Origin of the sequence: Acinetobacter gerneri DSM 14967 = CIP 107464 = MTCC 9824, assembly GCF_000368565.1 — a bacterium.
GTDB classification, from domain to species: domain Bacteria; phylum Pseudomonadota; class Gammaproteobacteria; order Pseudomonadales; family Moraxellaceae; genus Acinetobacter; species Acinetobacter gerneri.
The window spans coordinates 78,121-95,955 of the sequence record NZ_KB849539.1 but is presented as its reverse complement, the minus strand read 5'-3'; the positions used below and the strand labels follow the sequence as shown (position 1 = coordinate 95,955).

Sequence of the window (17,835 nt, the reverse complement as noted above, 5' to 3'; positions counted from 1 at the left end):
ACTATCGTGACAAGGCAGGATGCCGTCGTTGGACTGGGGGATATGGATATCCCCATCAGTCCAACAGATGGTTTTGCTTACTTTTCCCAAAAGAAAAGTAAGTCCAGCGGAAGGCTTATTCTTTTATTAAAACCTCAAATGCAAGACACTGTGATGTGCCTATTTAATTTTTTATTCTAAAGAATCTTTAATTAGCCCATTAAGCTTCAATAATGAAATTTCATAATTAAAAACGACAAGAATTACCCATGCCATCATTTTTTATGATCGCATCACCAGACATTTCTCCATAAAAAACGCCCAATTCATATTGAGCGTTTTCTTTCGTTTAACCTTCAGATTCTTCGATTGTTTCTTGCTTGGGACTAACCATCGAATCAATCAAATCATGTTTATTAAACTTTTTGTATTCTGGTTTAGCTTCATAGTCTTTCCATGCTTCTTTCATGTGATCCACAGAAATGTCATCTAAGCTAATACTTTCCGTTGAGCTTGGAGTCGCATCAAATTTCTTCGTCGTCATATGAGTGCTCCTTATTAAATAAATCCGTTTCTTCAACATAACACTTTACACAAGAGATTCAAGTGCAAAATCACGACAAATAACATGGTTTGATTTTTATTTTTGAGCGAACTCATCTAAAATAGGCAGATTCTTTGATTTACTGTAAATCCATCGCTTTATTTGGAGCAAGCCTGATATGTCATATCGCACATTATCCCAATACTTAGAACAACAACAAGGGAACCTTACACCTGAACTTGCAAATGTTATTGAAACGATTGCTGCTACTTGTTCAACTATTGATTTAGCCTTACAGAAAGGTGCACTTGCGGGTGTTTTGGGAAGCGCGGAGCATGAAAATGTTCAGGGTGAAACGCAAAAGAAATTAGACGTTATTTCAAATGATTATTTAATTGATGCATTAAAAATCAACAAAAATGTCGGCGGTCTTGCTTCAGAAGAATTAGACGAATTTACCCCTGCTCAAGAAAACGGTAAATATCTAGTTCTTTTCGATCCATTGGATGGCTCTAGCAATATTGATATCAATATGTGTGTAGGGACTATTTTCTCAATTCTTCCTGCAAAAAATGCAGTAACTCAAGCAGAAGACTTCTTACAAGCGGGTACTGAACAAGCTGCAGCAGGCTATGTACTTTATGGTCCATCGACCATGATGGCGCTCACTATTGGTGCAGGCGTAGTATTCTTCACTTTTGATCCAGATACTAAACAATTCCTTTTGACCAAAGAAAACATCAAAGTTGATGCAGATACTAAAGAATTTGCAATCAATGCCTCAAATCAACGTCATTGGGAAGCACCTGTTCAACGCTATATTGCTGAACTTCAAGCAGGTAAAACTTCAGTTCGTGAAAAAGATTTCAACATGCGTTGGGTTGCATGTATGGTGGGTGATATTCATCGTATCCTTTGCCGTGGCGGTATTTTCCTTTATCCATACGACACTAAAGACCCTAAAAAAGCAGGTCGTTTACGCTTGATGTATGAAGCAAACCCAATGAGTATGTTAATGGAACAAGCAGGTGGCGCATCGACTACAGGTCGTTTACGCATTTTAGAAGTTCAACCGACTGAGCTACACCAGCGTATTCCAGTTGTGATCGGTTCTAAAAATGAAGTTGAACTTGTTACTAGCTACCATAACTAATTGAAAAAATGAAAGTAAGTACATCTTGTGCTTACTTTCATGGATGAATCAACACCATGCCAACGATCTTTCTTGAATCAAAAGATAATCCCAAAATTAAACACTTACGTGGTTTGATTGAACAAAATAATTACCGGAAAAAACAAGGACAAACTGTTCTTGAGGGCACACACCTTTGCCTTTCTTGGCTTCAAGAAAACCGAAAAATCAATTCTATTTTCACCACTGAACATGCACTAGAACATACTGATTTTGATGAAATCACAGCACAGTACACTGGCATGATTTTCGTTATCAGCGAATCTTTATACAAAGACCTAAGCACACTTGGAACAACTTTGGCATGTCTCGCGATTGTCGATATTCCAAGTTCTAGCCAAGCATTGGACTTTAAATCAGACACACTGATTTTGGAAAATATCCAAGATCCAGGCAATGTCGGAACACTGTTACGCTCTGCGGCGGCTGCAGGTATCGAACAGATCATTTGCACCAAAGGCTCAGCATCTCTATGGTCACCACGTGTTTTACGTGCTGGTATGGGTGCACATTTTTCATTGCAATGCTTTGAAAATATCGTACTAGAAGATGTCTTGCCACGTTTTCAAATCCCTGTCTATGTCACCAGTTCACATAACTCAAACAGCTTATATTCAAAAGATTTGAAAAAAGCATGTGTATGGGTTTTGGGAAATGAAGGACAAGGCGTTTCAGAATATGCATTACAACATGCAGAAGCAGTCTCAATCCCTCAACCGGGCGGTCAAGAATCACTCAATGTGGCAATTGCTGGCTCAGTTTGTTTCTTTGAAATGGTCCGTCAGCGCTTATAAGTGCTGACACCCTCTTCATCGCTTTGATATTCGTTAATTTATATTAATACTTCCCTCAAAACGCTAAAAATCCATTAAACTCTTAAAAAATATTTATCTTTGTTGTCAACCTAACATTATCTTCAAACGTTATATAAGTATGATTTGATGATAATGGTGGGCGCCCAATGACGGGATTTTCCATCTCTATGGATTTAGCACCTAAACAGTCTGGCTCAGAAAGTTCGAGTGCTCTTAAGAGTACGGCTGAGCAACGCCTGAAGTTTTTCATGCAGGATGTAACAGGTCGTGCCTTAGTGATGATGGAAAATGCAACCAAAGGGCAGCATGGTATTGCGATGGATTTAGTGCAAGAAGCGTTTATTTCTTTGCATAAATCGTATAGCGATAAAAGTACCGAAGAATGGTATCCCCTGTTCTACACCATTTTAAATAACAAATTACAAGATTGGCGTCGTAAAGAAGCGCGTCGAGCTAGCTCATTTTCTTTTTTCAAAAAAATTGATCTAGATTCGGATGAAGAAGAGGCATTGGACATCGTTGATGAGTCCACACCTAATCCATCGGTATTTTTAGACCAAGAAGTAACAGTAGAAGAGATCCAAGAAGCCATTAAACAGCTACCTGTTCGACAACAGCAAGCGTTTATGCTTCGTGCTTGGGAAGGTTTCGACACGCAAACCACAGCGCAAATCATGAATTGTACCGAAGGCAGTGTAAAAACTCATTACCATAGAGCAATACAAGGGCTTCGATCAACTTTGGCTCATTTGAATCCTTATACAGGAGGATCAACTGATGAATGATAACTTTACAAAACAAATTACATCCAAATTGGACGGCTTAGCTCGTACCCATAAAGACAAAGCATCAGTGATGAATAATGTCCTTGAAACCATTCAAGACAAATCAAATTCACGCTACAGCTTCTGGAAAATGGGCGGCTTTGCACTCGCTGCTGCGATTACAGGTATCGCTGTGCTACCCGGCACTTTCGATATGACTGAAAAGCAACATCAACAACAAGTGGTCGTGAGCCCAAAACTCTCTCCACAAATGGTTGAAGATTTGGAAATGTTATCTGTATTTGGTGAGGATAAATCATCACATGGCAGCTAAGAAATTAGTTCTTGCATTCTGTGCTCTAGGTTTTCTGCAAACCAGTTTTGCAGGATTTGATCGTTTTTGGATATTTTCCAAAGATGCGAAATCGCAGGTCAATGAAAATTGGGATTCGCTTTCTGATGATGAACAGAAAGTTTTGATTAAAAAATATCAATCAATGAAAGAATTACCTGCGAATCAAAATGATACATTGCAGCAACGCATGGATTGGTTTAACCAGCTTCCTGACAAAGAAAAACAGCAAATGCGCGAAGCTTGGCAACAAATGAGCACGCACGAACGCAATGAAATGAAGCAAAAAATGGCGAAAGCAACGACTTCAGACCAACGTGCAGAAATTCGCAATGTTTACCTTCATAAATATATTCAAAACAATATAACCAATACAGCTCAATAGTTTTGGGCTGTATTTATTATAACGAAGCCATATAGGCGATAGACTCGACACTTTATTTTCTTCGATCTTTATGCAACTATTAAATAAATTTATAGCTTAAGTTCGAGTCAACATAATGAATATAAAAACGAAAATAACTTTATTAAGTTTATTTTGTAGCCCCTCATGTTTTGCCCTAAGTTTAGCTGATGCACCGATTCAACAAGTCACCTTGTATCCAACTGCTGCAAAAATTGAACGTAGCATCCCCGTCAAAGCAGGTGAAAGAATTGTGACATTGGAAGGTTTAGCAGCCAACTTTGATGCAAATCAAATGCAATTTCAAACATCAAATATCGATGTCAATGCTGTTTCCCATAGTGATAGTGCCGTTGATAAACCCTCAGGCAATGAGTCCAGCAAACTTAAAACACAGATCGAACAACTAGAAAAAGAAATCTCAGTACAAAATGCCATCATCCAATCCGCTGAATTGCAAAATAAATATCTAGGTAATCTCACCTCTGGCTCATCCAGTAGCAAAGTTCGTCAGGATGCTTATGATGCTTTTGTCGCAATAGATAAGGCGAAAATCATTAAAGAAAAACTGCTTAAAAAAAGTGAAGAGCTACAACAAGATCTAGATAATATCGGAGACAACGATTTTAATCAGCGCAGTCTTAAATTTTATGTACAAGCACCAAGCAACGGTCAAATCAAACTTAGTTATATGGTGCCTTATGCACGCTGGCAACCAACGTATAAAGCTGAACTGGACAGCCAAACCAAACAAATTAAATTGACACGTATGGCGATGATTGCACAAAAGACGGGTGAAGATTGGAACAATGTCAATCTCGTTTTATCAACCAGCTCACCACAAGGATATGTCAGACAAGTAAGCCCTGCAAAATGGTGGGTTGATTATGAGGAGCCTCAACCGCAACGAAGCACACAAGATCGATATGTAGTCGAAATGGCACCTGCTCCAGCTCCTCTTGCGCAAAGTCAAAAGATGTCCCGTAGTGGTGCAAATGGACCGAGTTTTCCAGATTTTCAAGCAACCGATCTCAATTTTAGTTCCGAATTTCGTGCAAATGCGCAAACGTCCATTCCAAGCAGCCAACAACAAATCTATCTGCCTCTAGGGACTGAAACTTTTAATAGCCAACTCTCTATTTGGGCAATCCCAAGACAAAGTAATACTGCAACCGTCAATGCTGAAATCCCAAAGCTTGATGGCAATTGGCCCTCTGGCATGATTAAACTATATCGTGATGGGGATTATATTGGTCAAAGAACATTGCAAAACACCACAGCTGAAAATCTGCAAATGAGTTTTGGCCAAGATGAATTAATTCAAATCCAAGTGATTGATTTGACAGACAAGCGTTCAGCCACTTCATCATCCAAAACTGAAACTGTGCAAAAACAGCAGTATATTATCCAAAACATGCACCCCTACCCTGTACAACTGACTTTATTTGATAGCCAACCTGAAAGTCGCAATGACAAACTCGTGGTGCAGACCCAATATAGTCGCCAACCCAATGCCACAACTTGGCAAGATCAACCCAATATTAACTCTTGGAATATTTCACTTGGGGCAAAACAAAAGTTTGAACTCACTGTAGATCGTCATTTTAAATATCCAAGTAAAGGTTCGACTTCTGGTTTCTAATTTCTAATTTCTAATTTCTAATTATCTTAGTCAAAAAAAATGCCACTCTTTTGTGGCATTTTTATCAGCTTAGAGAAAGTCACCTTCTCTTTCAGCTTGATAAAGAACTTTTTCAATTTTCACTTTCATCAAATGACCATCTGGTTGTGGCCATTCGATTTCTTGTCCCTCAGCCAATCCTAAAATCGCAGCCCCCACAGGTGCAAGGATATTCACCTGCCCTTTTTCACCACGAAAATCATGCGGATACACCAAATGAATCTCAGTCGGTTCCGTCGCTGGTGCAATGGTAATCAACACCTTTGCATTCATACTAACCACATTTGCTGGCACATCATGAGGATCAACCACATCTGCACGTGCGAGTTCTTCTTCAAGATGAATCATCGTTGGAGTCAATTGTGACTGATGCTCAAGCATCGTTTCCAAACGATGTAAATCCTGAGATGAAATAATAATACTTGGTTTTTCCATCTATTCGATTCCTATTCATCATAATTTTGATATTTAAAAAACATAGAATAAAAAATTACTGATGACTTTAGTTATATCAGAAATTCATCCATTTTGTATCGTAATCGCATTGTTTGAGCTAGAAAAAAATAGATTTTTCAGTCAAACCTGTTTGCCCTAAATTTTCATCGCCATAAAAAAAGCCCCTATGAAAGGGGCTCTTTCAAAGTGTTTGTTTATTTTGCATAAACAGGGAATTTAGCGCATACCGCAGCAACTTTTTCCTTCACTTCATTAATTACTTTTTCGTCGCCTTTGCTTTCGAGTACATCAGCGATCCAGTTTGCAAGATCACGTACTTCAGCTTCACCAAAACCACGAGTTGTTACAGCTGGAGTACCGATACGGATACCAGAAGTGACAAATGGTGAACGTGGATCATTTGGAACAGAGTTTTTGTTCACAGTGATATGGGCAGCACCTAACCAAGCATCTGCATCTTTACCTGTTACATCTTGTTTGATCAAAGATAATAAGAATAAATGGTTTTCTGTACCACCAGAAACGATATCAAAACCACGAGCGATCAATACTTCAGCCATTGCTTTAGCATTAATAACCACTTGTTTTTGATATTCTTTGTATTCTGGGGTCATTGCTTCTTTAAAGCAGATTGCTTTAGCAGCAACAGCATGAACCAATGGACCACCTTGGTTACCAGGGAATACAGCTGATTGAAGTTTTTTCTCGATTTCTTCGTTTGCTTTCGCAAGGATCAAACCAGAACGTGGGCCACGAAGTGTTTTATGAGTAGTCGTAGTTGTTACGTCTGCAATTTGAACTGGGCTTGGGTAAACACCAGCAGCAACCAAACCTGCAACGTGAGCCATATCTACAAATAAATATGCGCCTACTTTATCCGCGATTTCACGGAAACGTTGCCAATCTACGATTTGGCTATAAGCAGAGAAACCAGCAACGATCATACGTGGTTTATGTTCTAAAGCTAAGCGTTCAACTTCTTCATAGTCGATTTCGCCAGTTTCAGGGTTTAAACCGTATTGGATTGCGTTATATGTTTTACCTGAGAAGCTTACTTTTGCACCGTGAGTCAAGTGACCACCGTGTGCCAAGCTCATACCTAAAACAGTATCACCAGGATTCAAAAGCGCAAGATAAACAGCAGAGTTTGCTTGTGAACCAGCATGTGGTTGAACGTTTGCATAATCAGCGCCAAAAAGCTCTTTAGCACGGTCAATGGCTAATTGCTCGATGATGTCTACGTATTCACAACCGCCATAATAACGTTTGCCTGGGTAGCCTTCCGCATATTTGTTAGTGAGTTTTGATCCTTGTGCTTCCATTACAGCTGGAGAACAATAGTTTTCAGATGCGATCAATTCGATGTGCGCTTCTTGGCGCTCACCTTCTGCGTCGATTGCTTTGGCTAATTCTGGATCAAATTCAGAAATAGAGATATTGGCGAACATTAGCGAGGTCCTATTAATTTAGGGCTTTTAAGCCGTGCTAAGATTACCGCGCATTGTAACACGAACTTTCCAATTAAACAGAATGAAGTTTACTCAGTTTTAAATAAAAAAAGCTCATGATTTAGATTGCATGAGCTTTTTTATTCCATCAAAGCCAAAAACTATTTTGTTGGCATCAAACTTTGTACATCTGCCACGATATTATCCAAGTTCAATACATAAGCAGTTGTATGATCCCAAGCATCATTTGTACGGTATGAAATTTGACTTTCTTTCGCTGGTACACCCGATAAAAGTAAATCAGTCGCAGATTTAGGAACAGTCGTATCTGCGCCACCTTGATAAATGATCACTGGCTGATTCAGTTTCACTTGTAATGGCTGTGAATCAGTAACCAAAAATTTGCTTACAGCTGGTAAAGCCATAAAGTTACTTTGCGTACGTGGATAGCCATCCAATGAACCTGCATTTTGACTTGCATAAATACCCATTGCCCCACCTAAGCTTTGCCCAAGTTGGGTATAACATACAGTATTGGCTGTTTCTGCGATTTTATCTGTAGGTGATTTAAAGATATCTGAAAATTTGAGGCTTGGATTAGACGTTTGTAAACCAGCAGTGATCAGCGATGTAAAAGTATCTAATGCAGCTAAAGTCGTAATTTTGGTATTGAGATCTGCATTTGCGACTTGTGATTCACCCACATTTAAAATGATCGTCAGATTTGATGCAGGTGCAACAGCAACAGTACCTTTATAATCAAGATTTGCTCGTGCAGCATATTGAGCTGCGCCAAGTGCTGCTTGCCCACCTTGAGAATGCCCCACAGTCATCCACTGTTTTGAAACCAATTTACCTTGTTTAGTTAAATAATCACGCGCTGCCACTACAGCATCAGTGATTGAATATGCTTCACTTTTAACATTTAAGAATGGATGCGCTTCTTTTCCACCTGGCTCACCCAAACCTTCATAGTCAGGCGCAACAACAGCATAGCCCGCTGCCAAGAGTTTCATGAGCAAATACTGCGTGCCTTGTAAGCCTTGTTGGCTTGGCGCACATTGGTCAGCAACACCGGTTGTCCCGTGTGCCCAAACGACGACAGGCCATCCACCTGCTGGTGCAGCTGTACGAGGTGTGAAAACCAAAGCTGTGGCTTGAACTTCATCACCATTCACGCCTTTCATTTTATATGTCATCAACTGGCTATCTGCTGCCAAAGCAGCAATATCAGCATCCTTACTATAAGCTGTGGTTGTGACTACTGGATTTTGAATATTATTAATATCAGCCGAAGAAGTTGAACCACTTCCACCATCATTGCTGTCATTACAAGCACTCAGCATTAAACCTGAGCTAGCCAGCACAATGGCAATTAAACTTTTTTTCATAGATGTCTTCCCTAAACATTATTATATTCATCATGTGATAAATTTAGATTTATCTCAGGGAAGATCTTGACTGATTATTAAACTGAAAAGCAAGAAAAAAATTGTATATTTTTCAACATTATTAACTCTAGCAAAGCGATATTAATCTTCTAAAATATTGATTAAAAATGTGTTGCAATATCCGAATGCCAAACCCTACCCATGAGTGGTGATTCAACCACGCTTTCGATCTGAGCAAACTCATTTACATCGATATAGCTATCTTTGTTTTGATCAAGTTGTTTAAAAATTTTGTGATGTTGCTCGTGTCCTTGAAATGTATTTGCATAAGAAAATGGAGCGAAATCTTCTACCTTTTCAAACTCATCTTGACTCAGTTTTTGGTCATGATTTATGTCATATTTTTGCCAAAACCCAGCCCAATCTGCCGCCACTTGATCTTGTGCAAAAGCAGAAAAAGAAGCCAAACTCATCATTAGAACAAATGCTAATTTTATTTTCATTGCGCTCTCTATATTTGAATTTTCATGTGATCAATATTACACTTTTTATTGATAGAAAATAAATTTTATTAAGACTTAAAACAAATATATAAATAAAACCTAATATCGTATTTTGATAATATAACTATATTTATAGTAAATAAACCCAAATAATCAACCATAAAAACCAATCCAATATCGTTTTTTATTCTTAATTATTCCACATAAAATTTAGAATTAAAAATAAATCATCAGCGCATCCTGATCATATAAAAAATTAAAAATACCCAACTTATGCACCCTTCCACTAAATACAGGACACCTGCAAAAAGATTTTTTGTTTGAATTTTTTGATTGAGCCGTGTTAAATGAATTTTTAAATTTTTTGGAGCAGCCAATGCAAGCAATTATCCTCGATACGGAAACCCATAACCTCAATGGATATCCGATTGAAATTGCCTATGCTCCAATCCAAATCGAAAATGGCAAATTGAGTCTTGATCGCAGTCAAATTTTCGATCAACTCTATAGCATTGGCGATGAAAAAATTTCTTATGCGTCTATGGCAGTCCATCACATTTTAGAATCAGACATTGAGGGAAAACCCAATTTTTCTAGCTTTGAACTGCCAAATGAAACTCAATATATCATTGGTCATAACATCGACTATGATATTCGAGCGATCGAACAATGCGGTGTAAATACTCAAAATATCAAAGCGATTTGTACTTTGGCACTTGCTCGTGTGGTTTGGCCAAACGTCGAAGCACATAATCTTTCTGCATTGATTTATATGATCAGTAAAGGAAGTGAAAAAGCACGTGAAATGTTACGTGGTGCGCATCGAGCTGATGCAGATATTATTTTGACTGCAAATATTTTGATGCACATTATTTATCAATTGAAAATTCAAACAATAGAAGAACTTTTTGAAGCGTCTGAAGATGCGCGTATTCCACGTAGTATTACTTTTGGTAAGCATCGCGGTACGGCAATTTCGGACCTACCACCAGACTATGTGCAGTGGTTGCTTCGCCAAGAAGATCTTGATCCTTATCTACGTAAAGCACTTGAAAATGCCAATATTCAAACACTTTAAATAGGGCCTGTTGACATTTCACAACTGAATTGCGTTGTTGGCTAAAATTGAGCAGGCAAGGCACGAAATGCAGAGAATGGCGAGGCCATTTTCAAATTTCGTAACGAAGCCTGAGATAATTTTAGCTACAACCCTGTGGGACGAGAGTATTTTTTGATGTTATTTCGTTGTAGCTTGATCATTTAGATCACTAAATTTCTCAATCTACGCCTCATATCATCTAAAAAACACTCGTCGTCGCAACCAATTTGAAATGTCAACTGACCCTAAACAATCAGGAGAAATGAATGAGCTCATTTCTCCTGATTAGAGTTATTTTGCATAAGCTCAATGCTTTTTTATCTAAATCCTTAAAATAAAATGATAACTTTCAAACCATTAAGTATTTAAAGAAATATTATTCACCATTCAGCAATGTCTTTAAGACGATTTGCTTAGCTGTAAACACATACAATTTCTACTAAATTATGCTTGTGAATGACGGGGAAATCATCATGAATACACAAACATATTTATTAGAATTTGATGAAATGGATCACCCTGCCCAGCTCGGTAAAGTCGGTCAATGGGTGATTACATTTTCAGAAAATCCTGCAAATCCTCAAACAACTGAATTAAAGATGACGGATGTTATGCCGTTACAACATGATCAAGGCATACAAATCAGACAACTATCCATCCAACATTTAAATGAACATTTATGGAAAATTACTCAAATTCAATATCAAAAAGAGGCAATGCAGAGCACTAACCAAACTGAAATTGGACATATTCAACAGCTAAAATTACTGGATAAAATAATTGAAAATTTTAGAAAATATGATGTTAACATAAAGCTTTATATTCAATAATTTACATTATTATTCACAATAAGATTGTAGCGTTTTCAACATGTGAGAATAATCAGCTTTCCGTGCTTCGATCATGACGGTTTTAATCTCATCACTGGTCCAGCTCTGTTTTTTTGCTGCACAGCTGAAAATGCTCATCAGCACCATCGGATGTTCACCCTTTCTTAAATAGGTTTGTTTTAATTTTTTCATATAAGACCAAATTTATTTTGCTTCCTGCAAAGCTAAATATAACCAAGCTTTATATTTCCTCCAAGTACGATTCGAGCAAAATTCAGTTCATTTGTTGCAATTTTATACAGCTAAATCTCAAATCCAATTTTATTTATATTTTAATGTAAATTTCACATAAAATTTCATCAAATATATGATGCTGTGTATGCAATTCACTTATTGCCCCCCAAGAGCCTCCAATTGGATCATGAACTAAATAGCGACACTCTAAAAATCAATAATATAACAATAGATACGCACATAATTCCAACAATCTGTAGTTTTTTTAAAACTCTTGCAAGCTCTATTTAAATACAGATAAAAGACTATATTTGAAATGCAATTTGAGAACTAAGATTTAGATCTTAGATGTGAGTAGACATATTATATGTCAGCGAAAACTAATGGTCTGTTTTCGATTTCAGCACCAGACTCAAATATTGCAAAAACATATAAAGTTGCACATTATATAGACGAATTCAACACATTATAAATTAAGTCAGCGCTTTCATTTAATTATCTATTTTCTTTAATGCAACCAAGAAATAAACCGGATATTTCAACGATTCCTTCATTATAAATCGTTCCGTTCATGATACCTTTCATATGAAATCGTGCACTTTTTTGTACAAAAACATCTCCTTCAATTATTCCTGAAGCACTTAAAGTAAACTCTGTAAAGCTTTTGATCACTAAGTCACCTCTATGAACGCGAGCTAACCAAACTTTCTTTGGCTTAGTTGTGTGTTTCATAAACGTTTTAATAATTGTAAAGTTAATATTTAAATTATCATTATGTAAATTAAATAGTAATAACAAAATCTGCCACAATAAAAAACCAAGCAATTCACTCAGGAATAACCATTTTAGGAGTAATTTAGTAAAATGTTAATGCTCTTAACTTAGCAAACTCATGAATTATAAACATTAATATAAAAAACAAAGTGGATGTAACAAGAATTTCGATCGTGGTCATGATTCCATGCCCAATTTTTACCCATCACTTATTTTATATGTCAAACCATATTAAATATCAATAAATTCAATTACATAATAATGATTTATTTATAATTTAATTATATTAAAATTACTATTAAATTTATATAAACAAAATGTTTAAAATTCTTGATTGGCATTTAATATCTTTATGTATTTTACTAAAAATACAAACCTTAATTTATCGTTAAAATTTCAATTAAAATTATTATAATTTATCCGCTAAAAATGGATAAAAAAATTTCTACCCATCACAAAAGATCTAAAATTAAACTTTAGCAGCTTATTTGTATTAGAAATGATTGTTTTTAAATAATCCTAGACTGCCCTCTACTTGATTTCTAAATAATGCTTTTCAGTCACCATTTTTATTTTTATACCTTTGTAATATCTCACCATCGTATCTTTGCTATCTTTCGTGACTTTATCTGCAAACTTGTTATCACTCATCAACGATGCATAGGTTTTATAGCCAATAATCAACTTTTTTGGCTCTTGCCCATCTTTTTCAAATTCTTCAATAAGTTTATTTAGTTCTTTTAAATTCGTATCCATAATGATTTGCCAATTGTGATTCGTAATAAGTTTTACCCTAACAACTCATCATGACAATTAAGTTACAGCAAAAATCTGCCTAAGTCATAAGCATCATTAAAAGATAAATTACTTAACGATTTAGACACAACTTTACGATTAAATTAGTCAATTTATCATTTGAAATAAGCCATAAATCACAATGCGTTTGGTCTCACGTTATAAGTTTATCTAAACAGCTCGCAATCCTAAAAAGATCATTGAGATACTGTATACATTAACCTTTATTTAAATATTTCTCGTTGAGCAATTCATTTGTTTCTACAATATTGGCATTTAAAATATTTAAGATACGAATTAAATGTTCTTGGTCCTCTTCAGCAAGCACATTAAATATCGCCTGTTCACGATCCATCGCGACCTTATACACACGATCATGTAATTTCAGCCCCTCTTCTGTTAAAGAAATACGTGTCGCACGTGCATCCTTTTGATCTGGGGTAATTTTGACATAGTTTTCCGCACTCAGCTTTGCGATAGCTCGGCTTACTGCCCCTTTGTCTAAACCAATAATTTGACTGATACGACTCGCCGAAATATTTGGCTCAACCGCTAACATCGATATGATGCGCCATTCAATCACATTGATTTGAAAAAGCTGTGCATAAATTTGCGATGCGCCAACAGACATTTTGTTAGCAAAAAAAGTAATTAACGCAGGAATATAACGATCAAGTTCTAATCTTGGATTATTGTTCATTGAAATATAAGAAATTGAAATTTTTAAAATCATAGCATATTTAAAAATATCATAAGTTGATTTAGCAACTATTATAGTTGACTTAACAACTATTTTGTCTTATTTTTGAGCTAAGCAACAACAGTTGAAGTCAAAACTAAAATAGATGGATGGATATGAATTGTAGATCACAAAGCGCTACAGTTTATTGATAAATATAAGGATATGAAAATGACGAATACGCTAGAACGGAAAATCAAAGTAGAGAACAACCCGAGTATTTTCCCTAAAAATCAATGGTATGTGATTGCACTATCAAAAGAACTTAAGCAAAACATGATTGCTAGGAAAGTTCTCAATATTCCACTGATTATCTTTCGTGATGAACATGGTCAAGTACAAGCATTAGAAGATCGTTGCTGCCATCGTGGCATGCCGCTTTCCTGTGGAACACTTGAAAATGGTCGAGTTCGTTGTGGCTACCACGGTTTACTTTATGATGGCACAGGACAATGTGTAGAAGTTCCCGGTCAAGATAAAATACCGAGTAAGGCAAAAGTTAAAGCGTATACCGTTGTTGAAAAACAAGGTTTGGTATGGCTTTGGTATAGTTTTGGACAAGAGATTGCGGATATTGAACCACCTGATTATCCATATCACGATCATCCTGATTATTTATACGACGGTGATGTATATCATTATCAAGCACCCTATCAATTAATCCATGATAATCTCATGGATTTAAGTCACCTCGCTTATGTGCACTTAAAAACAATTGGTGGTAATGCCAAAATTCACATGAATGCTGAAATGAAAGTCACGCAAAATGACGATCAAGTGGTCGTGAAACGTCACATGATAAATTCTGAACCACCTCCGACTTATAGTATGGCTTATCCATTTACAGGGAAGATTGATCGCTGGCAAGAAATTGATTTCCGTGTATCACATATTCGGATTTGGACAGGTGCAATCAATGCCGGTACTGATAGCCTAGATAATCCTGATCGTGATGGATTTAATATGCGGGGCTTTCATGCAATCACCCCTGAGACTGAAGACACTTGCCATTATTTTTGGACTATGTCTACAAACCCTCAAATAGACAGAGAAAATATCGCCAATGTCGTGATTGAACAAACACGTTTAACTTTTGATGAAGATAAAGTCGTCATTGAAAATCAGTATAAAAATTTAAAACAATTTGAAAATTCTGAAATGGTCGGAATTCATATTGATGTAGGTTTGGTTCGTGCTCGGAGAATGGTTGAGCAATTAATTTAGATATTTAAATTAATAAGTTTTCGACAGGAAAATGGCATTTTATCGTGCTTAGATGAGCATTAAAAACACAGTACTATGTTGTTTAACCTAGTACTGCTTATGCTATTTTTCGTTGCATTTAATATTTAATTTATCATGCCCTCTGCAAATACTTTATCGCGTTAAAGCATATTTGTACCTTGAACACCATTATTTATTACAAAAACTTAAAACTACATTTATGATGGTTTAATCTTCTTTGCTATACTTCCCATACATTTTTATAATTTTAACATGATGATTATGATAAAAAATATTTTAATAAGCTCAATTTTAAGTTGTGTATTATTGACAGCAAATACCGCAACTTTTGCTTATGAGGATCCACTTCATGTCTATCAAGTGGGAATTGCCAAAAATGATCCTCAACAGCTTGATCATGCTTTTAAGATTTTATCTGCCCAAGCCAATGCAGGTGATGCCGCATCACAAGGTCAACTTGCACGCATATATATGAATGAAGACAGCCATTTTTTTGATAATCAACTGGCCATGCAATGGGCGATAAAAGCAGCCAATGCGGGTGATCTCTACGGTATGAATAGTATTGGATATCTTTATGATCATGGACTAGGTGTTAAAGAAGACAATGATATCGCAATGAAATGGTTTCGTAAGGCAGCCGATCTAGGGCTACCTTTAGCACAGAATAACGTAGCGGTGATTTATCATGAAGATAGCTATAAAGGCTATGATCCCAAACAAGCATTAAAATGGTTTGAAAAATCTGCCAATAATGGTTATTTGGAAGCGCAATTAACTTTAGCTGATTATTTCCGTACAGGTTGCTATGACGGCTTTGATCAAAATGCAAAAAAATCGGAATATTGGTATAAAAAAGCAGCTGAGCAAAATAGTAGTGAAGCACAGTTTCGACTAGGCGATTTCTATCTCTATGGTTTTAATGAAATTCAAGTCAATGATGTCTTGGCTCAGAAGTATTTACTACAAGCTGCCGAACAAGGTCATGATGATGCCATGAATGATTTAGGCGTGTTCTATTCCACAGGCGACACAGATGAAAATATTGATTATCAAAAAGCCTATGAATGGCTGTCCAAAAGCGCTGCACTCAAAAATCCTGCTGCACATTACAATCTAGGTAATTTATTTCTATATGGCGAAGGGCGATCTAAAGATGTAAAAAAAGCCATTGAATGGTTTAAAAAAGGTAGCGATTTAGAGAATATTTCGAGCCAACTTGAGTTAGCCAAACTTTATTCAGAGGGAATAGAAACTAAATCTAATAATTTTTTAGCATTCAAATATTACAAATTGGCTGCTGAGAATGGTAGTCGCGAAGCACAACAACATCTGGTCAGAATTTATGATGAAGGTATCGGTATCCCAAAAGATCCGAAAAAAGCAGAATATTGGAGTACTTTACTCAGTGAATGAGCAATTAAATCAAGAATAATGATTCTTACTTGATTATTTTACTTATGTGTACTAGCTCAGACCTGATCTGACAGTTACCCATTTTTAATAGTGACTGTCAGTTTAAATTTGAGCTAAATTCTTCTCAGCCCAAATTCGTTTTCCATCAAGCAATGTTTCAAATGGTGTTCGACCATTGCACATTTTGCCCTGATGGGTTCGTTCAGTATTATAAAACTTTAACCATTCGTCTAGGTCTATTTGTAAATCTTCCAGCGAACTATAAAGTTTCTTCCTGAAGGTGATTTGATAAAACTCCTGTAAAATTGTTTTATGGAAGCGTTCACATATACCATTGGTTTGTGGGGATGCAGCTTTCGTCTTTGTATGGTCTATATCATTGACTGCTAAATATAATTCATAATCATGATGTTCTATCTTTCCGCAATATTCCGTTCCTCTATCTGTCAGAATTCGAAGCATTGGTAAACCTTGTGACTGATAAAAAGGCAGGACACGATCATTTAATAAATCAGCGCAAGTAATTGGTGTCTTTGTTGTGTAAAGTTTGCAGTGTACGATCTTGCTATAAGTATCAATAAATGTCTGTTGGTAGATACGCCCCACGCCCTTTAAATTACCGACATAGAAAGTGTCTTGTGAACCTAAATAGCCTGGATGAGCTGTTTCAATTTCACCACATGCAATATCATCTTCATGTTTACGCTCCAATGCAGCTATTTGCTGATCATTCAGCTGAATACCTTCTTGAGCAACTTTAGCTGCTAATGCCTTGAGTCGCTTTTTAAAGTTCTCTAGATCATGGCGAAGCCAAATAGATCGAACTCCACTGCCTGATACAAAAACACCTTGTTTACGTAGTTCATTACTTGTTCTGTGTTGTCCGTATGCAGGGTATTGAATGGCATAATCAATAACGGCTTTTTCGATATGATCATCAACTCGATTTTTTAAATTAGGTACACGTTTGGATTTATTGATCAATGCATCCATATCACCTGATTCGGTGAGTTCTTGATAGCGATAGAATGTATCTCTAGATACGCCCATCACTTTACAAGCTCTGGAAACATTTTGAAGTTCTTCAGCTAAATTGAGTAAGCCCACTTTGTGTTTAATGATTTGATTGCTAGTATGCATCATAGAAAGTTACCTTTGTTTTGTTTAGATTCGAC

20 protein-coding genes are annotated in these 17,835 nt (G+C 36.4%); 10 read left to right on the top strand and 10 right to left on the bottom strand.

What is annotated here, in order from left to right:
• Positions 1-328: 328 nt before the first annotated feature.
• Positions 329-523, bottom strand: a complete 195-nt coding sequence (locus F960_RS04765) for an NF038105 family protein (RefSeq protein ID WP_004859115.1) — start codon at positions 521-523, stop codon at positions 329-331.
• A 178-nt stretch (positions 524-701) separates the two neighbouring features.
• Here F960_RS04765 and F960_RS04760 point away from each other — a divergent pair, with 178 nt between their 5' ends.
• From F960_RS04760 to F960_RS04735, 6 genes are all read left to right on the top strand, one after another.
• Positions 702-1,676 carry a class 1 fructose-bisphosphatase gene (locus F960_RS04760; RefSeq protein ID WP_004859110.1) on the top strand — a complete coding sequence of 325 codons (975 nt, stop codon included), beginning with the start codon at positions 702-704 and terminating at the stop codon, positions 1,674-1,676.
• A gap of 56 nt (positions 1,677-1,732) precedes the next feature.
• A complete protein-coding gene (locus F960_RS04755) occupies positions 1,733-2,509 on the top strand; it encodes a TrmH family RNA methyltransferase (protein ID WP_004859107.1) in 777 nt (258 codons plus the stop codon).
• A gap of 188 nt (positions 2,510-2,697) precedes the next feature.
• Positions 2,698-3,315, top strand: a complete 618-nt coding sequence (locus F960_RS04750; RefSeq protein WP_020846457.1) for an RNA polymerase sigma factor — start codon at positions 2,698-2,700, stop codon at positions 3,313-3,315.
• A complete protein-coding gene (locus F960_RS04745) occupies positions 3,305-3,628 on the top strand; it encodes a hypothetical protein (protein ID WP_085945813.1) in 324 nt (107 codons plus the stop codon). Before F960_RS04750 ends, F960_RS04745 begins: the two co-directional genes overlap by 11 nt.
• On the top strand, positions 3,618-4,031 hold the full coding sequence (locus tag F960_RS04740; protein WP_004859099.1) for a DUF3106 domain-containing protein: 414 nt from the start codon (positions 3,618-3,620) through the stop codon (positions 4,029-4,031). The genes F960_RS04745 and F960_RS04740 overlap by 11 nt, the downstream gene beginning before the upstream one ends.
• Before the next feature lie 115 nt (positions 4,032-4,146).
• Entirely contained in the window at positions 4,147-5,691 is a 1,545-nt protein-coding gene (locus tag F960_RS04735) for a DUF4139 domain-containing protein (RefSeq protein ID WP_004859095.1), read from the top strand.
• A 69-nt stretch (positions 5,692-5,760) separates the two neighbouring features.
• Here the strand turns inward: F960_RS04735 and rnk are convergent, their stop codons facing one another.
• The 4 genes from rnk to F960_RS21435 all read right to left on the bottom strand — a co-directional run bounded on the left by rnk (position 5,761) and on the right by F960_RS21435 (position 9,528).
• Positions 5,761-6,165, bottom strand: coding sequence for a nucleoside diphosphate kinase regulator (gene rnk / locus F960_RS04730; protein ID WP_004859092.1), 405 nt, complete (start codon positions 6,163-6,165; stop codon positions 5,761-5,763).
• Positions 6,166-6,380: 215 nt separating this feature from the next.
• Positions 6,381-7,634, bottom strand: a complete 1,254-nt coding sequence (gene glyA, locus F960_RS04725) for a serine hydroxymethyltransferase (protein ID WP_004859090.1) — start codon at positions 7,632-7,634, stop codon at positions 6,381-6,383.
• 161 nt (positions 7,635-7,795) lie between these two features.
• Positions 7,796-9,025 carry an alpha/beta hydrolase gene (locus tag F960_RS04720; RefSeq protein ID WP_004859087.1) on the bottom strand — a complete coding sequence of 410 codons (1,230 nt, stop codon included), beginning with the start codon at positions 9,023-9,025 and terminating at the stop codon, positions 7,796-7,798.
• Between the two features lie 161 nt (positions 9,026-9,186).
• Complete coding sequence (locus F960_RS21435; RefSeq protein ID WP_004859084.1) at positions 9,187-9,528, bottom strand: EF-hand domain-containing protein; 342 nt, start codon at positions 9,526-9,528, stop codon at positions 9,187-9,189.
• A 376-nt stretch (positions 9,529-9,904) separates the two neighbouring features.
• Here F960_RS21435 and F960_RS04710 point away from each other — a divergent pair, with 376 nt between their 5' ends.
• Entirely contained in the window at positions 9,905-10,606 is a 702-nt protein-coding gene (locus tag F960_RS04710; RefSeq protein WP_004859080.1) for an exonuclease domain-containing protein, read from the top strand.
• Between the two features lie 494 nt (positions 10,607-11,100).
• Positions 11,101-11,457 carry a hypothetical protein gene (locus tag F960_RS21430; protein WP_004859078.1) on the top strand — a complete coding sequence of 119 codons (357 nt, stop codon included), beginning with the start codon at positions 11,101-11,103 and terminating at the stop codon, positions 11,455-11,457.
• A gap of 9 nt (positions 11,458-11,466) precedes the next feature.
• Here the strand turns inward: F960_RS21430 and F960_RS04700 are convergent, their stop codons facing one another.
• From F960_RS04700 to F960_RS04685, 4 genes are all read right to left on the bottom strand, one after another.
• Positions 11,467-11,649: a hypothetical protein gene (locus tag F960_RS04700; protein WP_020846454.1), complete on the bottom strand. Its 183-nt coding sequence runs from the start codon at positions 11,647-11,649 to the stop codon at positions 11,467-11,469.
• A 537-nt stretch (positions 11,650-12,186) separates the two neighbouring features.
• Positions 12,187-12,423 carry a hypothetical protein gene (locus F960_RS04695; protein ID WP_004859076.1) on the bottom strand — a complete coding sequence of 79 codons (237 nt, stop codon included), beginning with the start codon at positions 12,421-12,423 and terminating at the stop codon, positions 12,187-12,189.
• 573 nt (positions 12,424-12,996) lie between these two features.
• On the bottom strand, positions 12,997-13,221 hold the full coding sequence (locus F960_RS04690) for a hypothetical protein (protein WP_004859073.1): 225 nt from the start codon (positions 13,219-13,221) through the stop codon (positions 12,997-12,999).
• A gap of 256 nt (positions 13,222-13,477) precedes the next feature.
• Positions 13,478-13,993: a MarR family winged helix-turn-helix transcriptional regulator gene (locus tag F960_RS04685; protein WP_004859071.1), complete on the bottom strand. Its 516-nt coding sequence runs from the start codon at positions 13,991-13,993 to the stop codon at positions 13,478-13,480.
• 177 nt (positions 13,994-14,170) lie between these two features.
• Between F960_RS04685 and F960_RS04680 the strand changes: the two genes are divergently transcribed.
• Both F960_RS04680 and F960_RS04675 read left to right on the top strand, forming a co-directional pair.
• Positions 14,171-15,223: an aromatic ring-hydroxylating dioxygenase subunit alpha gene (locus F960_RS04680; protein WP_004859068.1), complete on the top strand. Its 1,053-nt coding sequence runs from the start codon at positions 14,171-14,173 to the stop codon at positions 15,221-15,223.
• 327 nt (positions 15,224-15,550) lie between these two features.
• Complete coding sequence (locus tag F960_RS04675; protein ID WP_169333004.1) at positions 15,551-16,660, top strand: SEL1-like repeat protein; 1,110 nt, start codon at positions 15,551-15,553, stop codon at positions 16,658-16,660.
• A gap of 102 nt (positions 16,661-16,762) precedes the next feature.
• On the opposite strand, the gene F960_RS04670 is transcribed toward F960_RS04675, so the two are convergent.
• Positions 16,763-17,803 carry an IS481 family transposase gene (locus tag F960_RS04670; protein WP_004857494.1) on the bottom strand — a complete coding sequence of 347 codons (1,041 nt, stop codon included), beginning with the start codon at positions 17,801-17,803 and terminating at the stop codon, positions 16,763-16,765.
• Positions 17,804-17,835 lie beyond the last annotated feature (32 nt).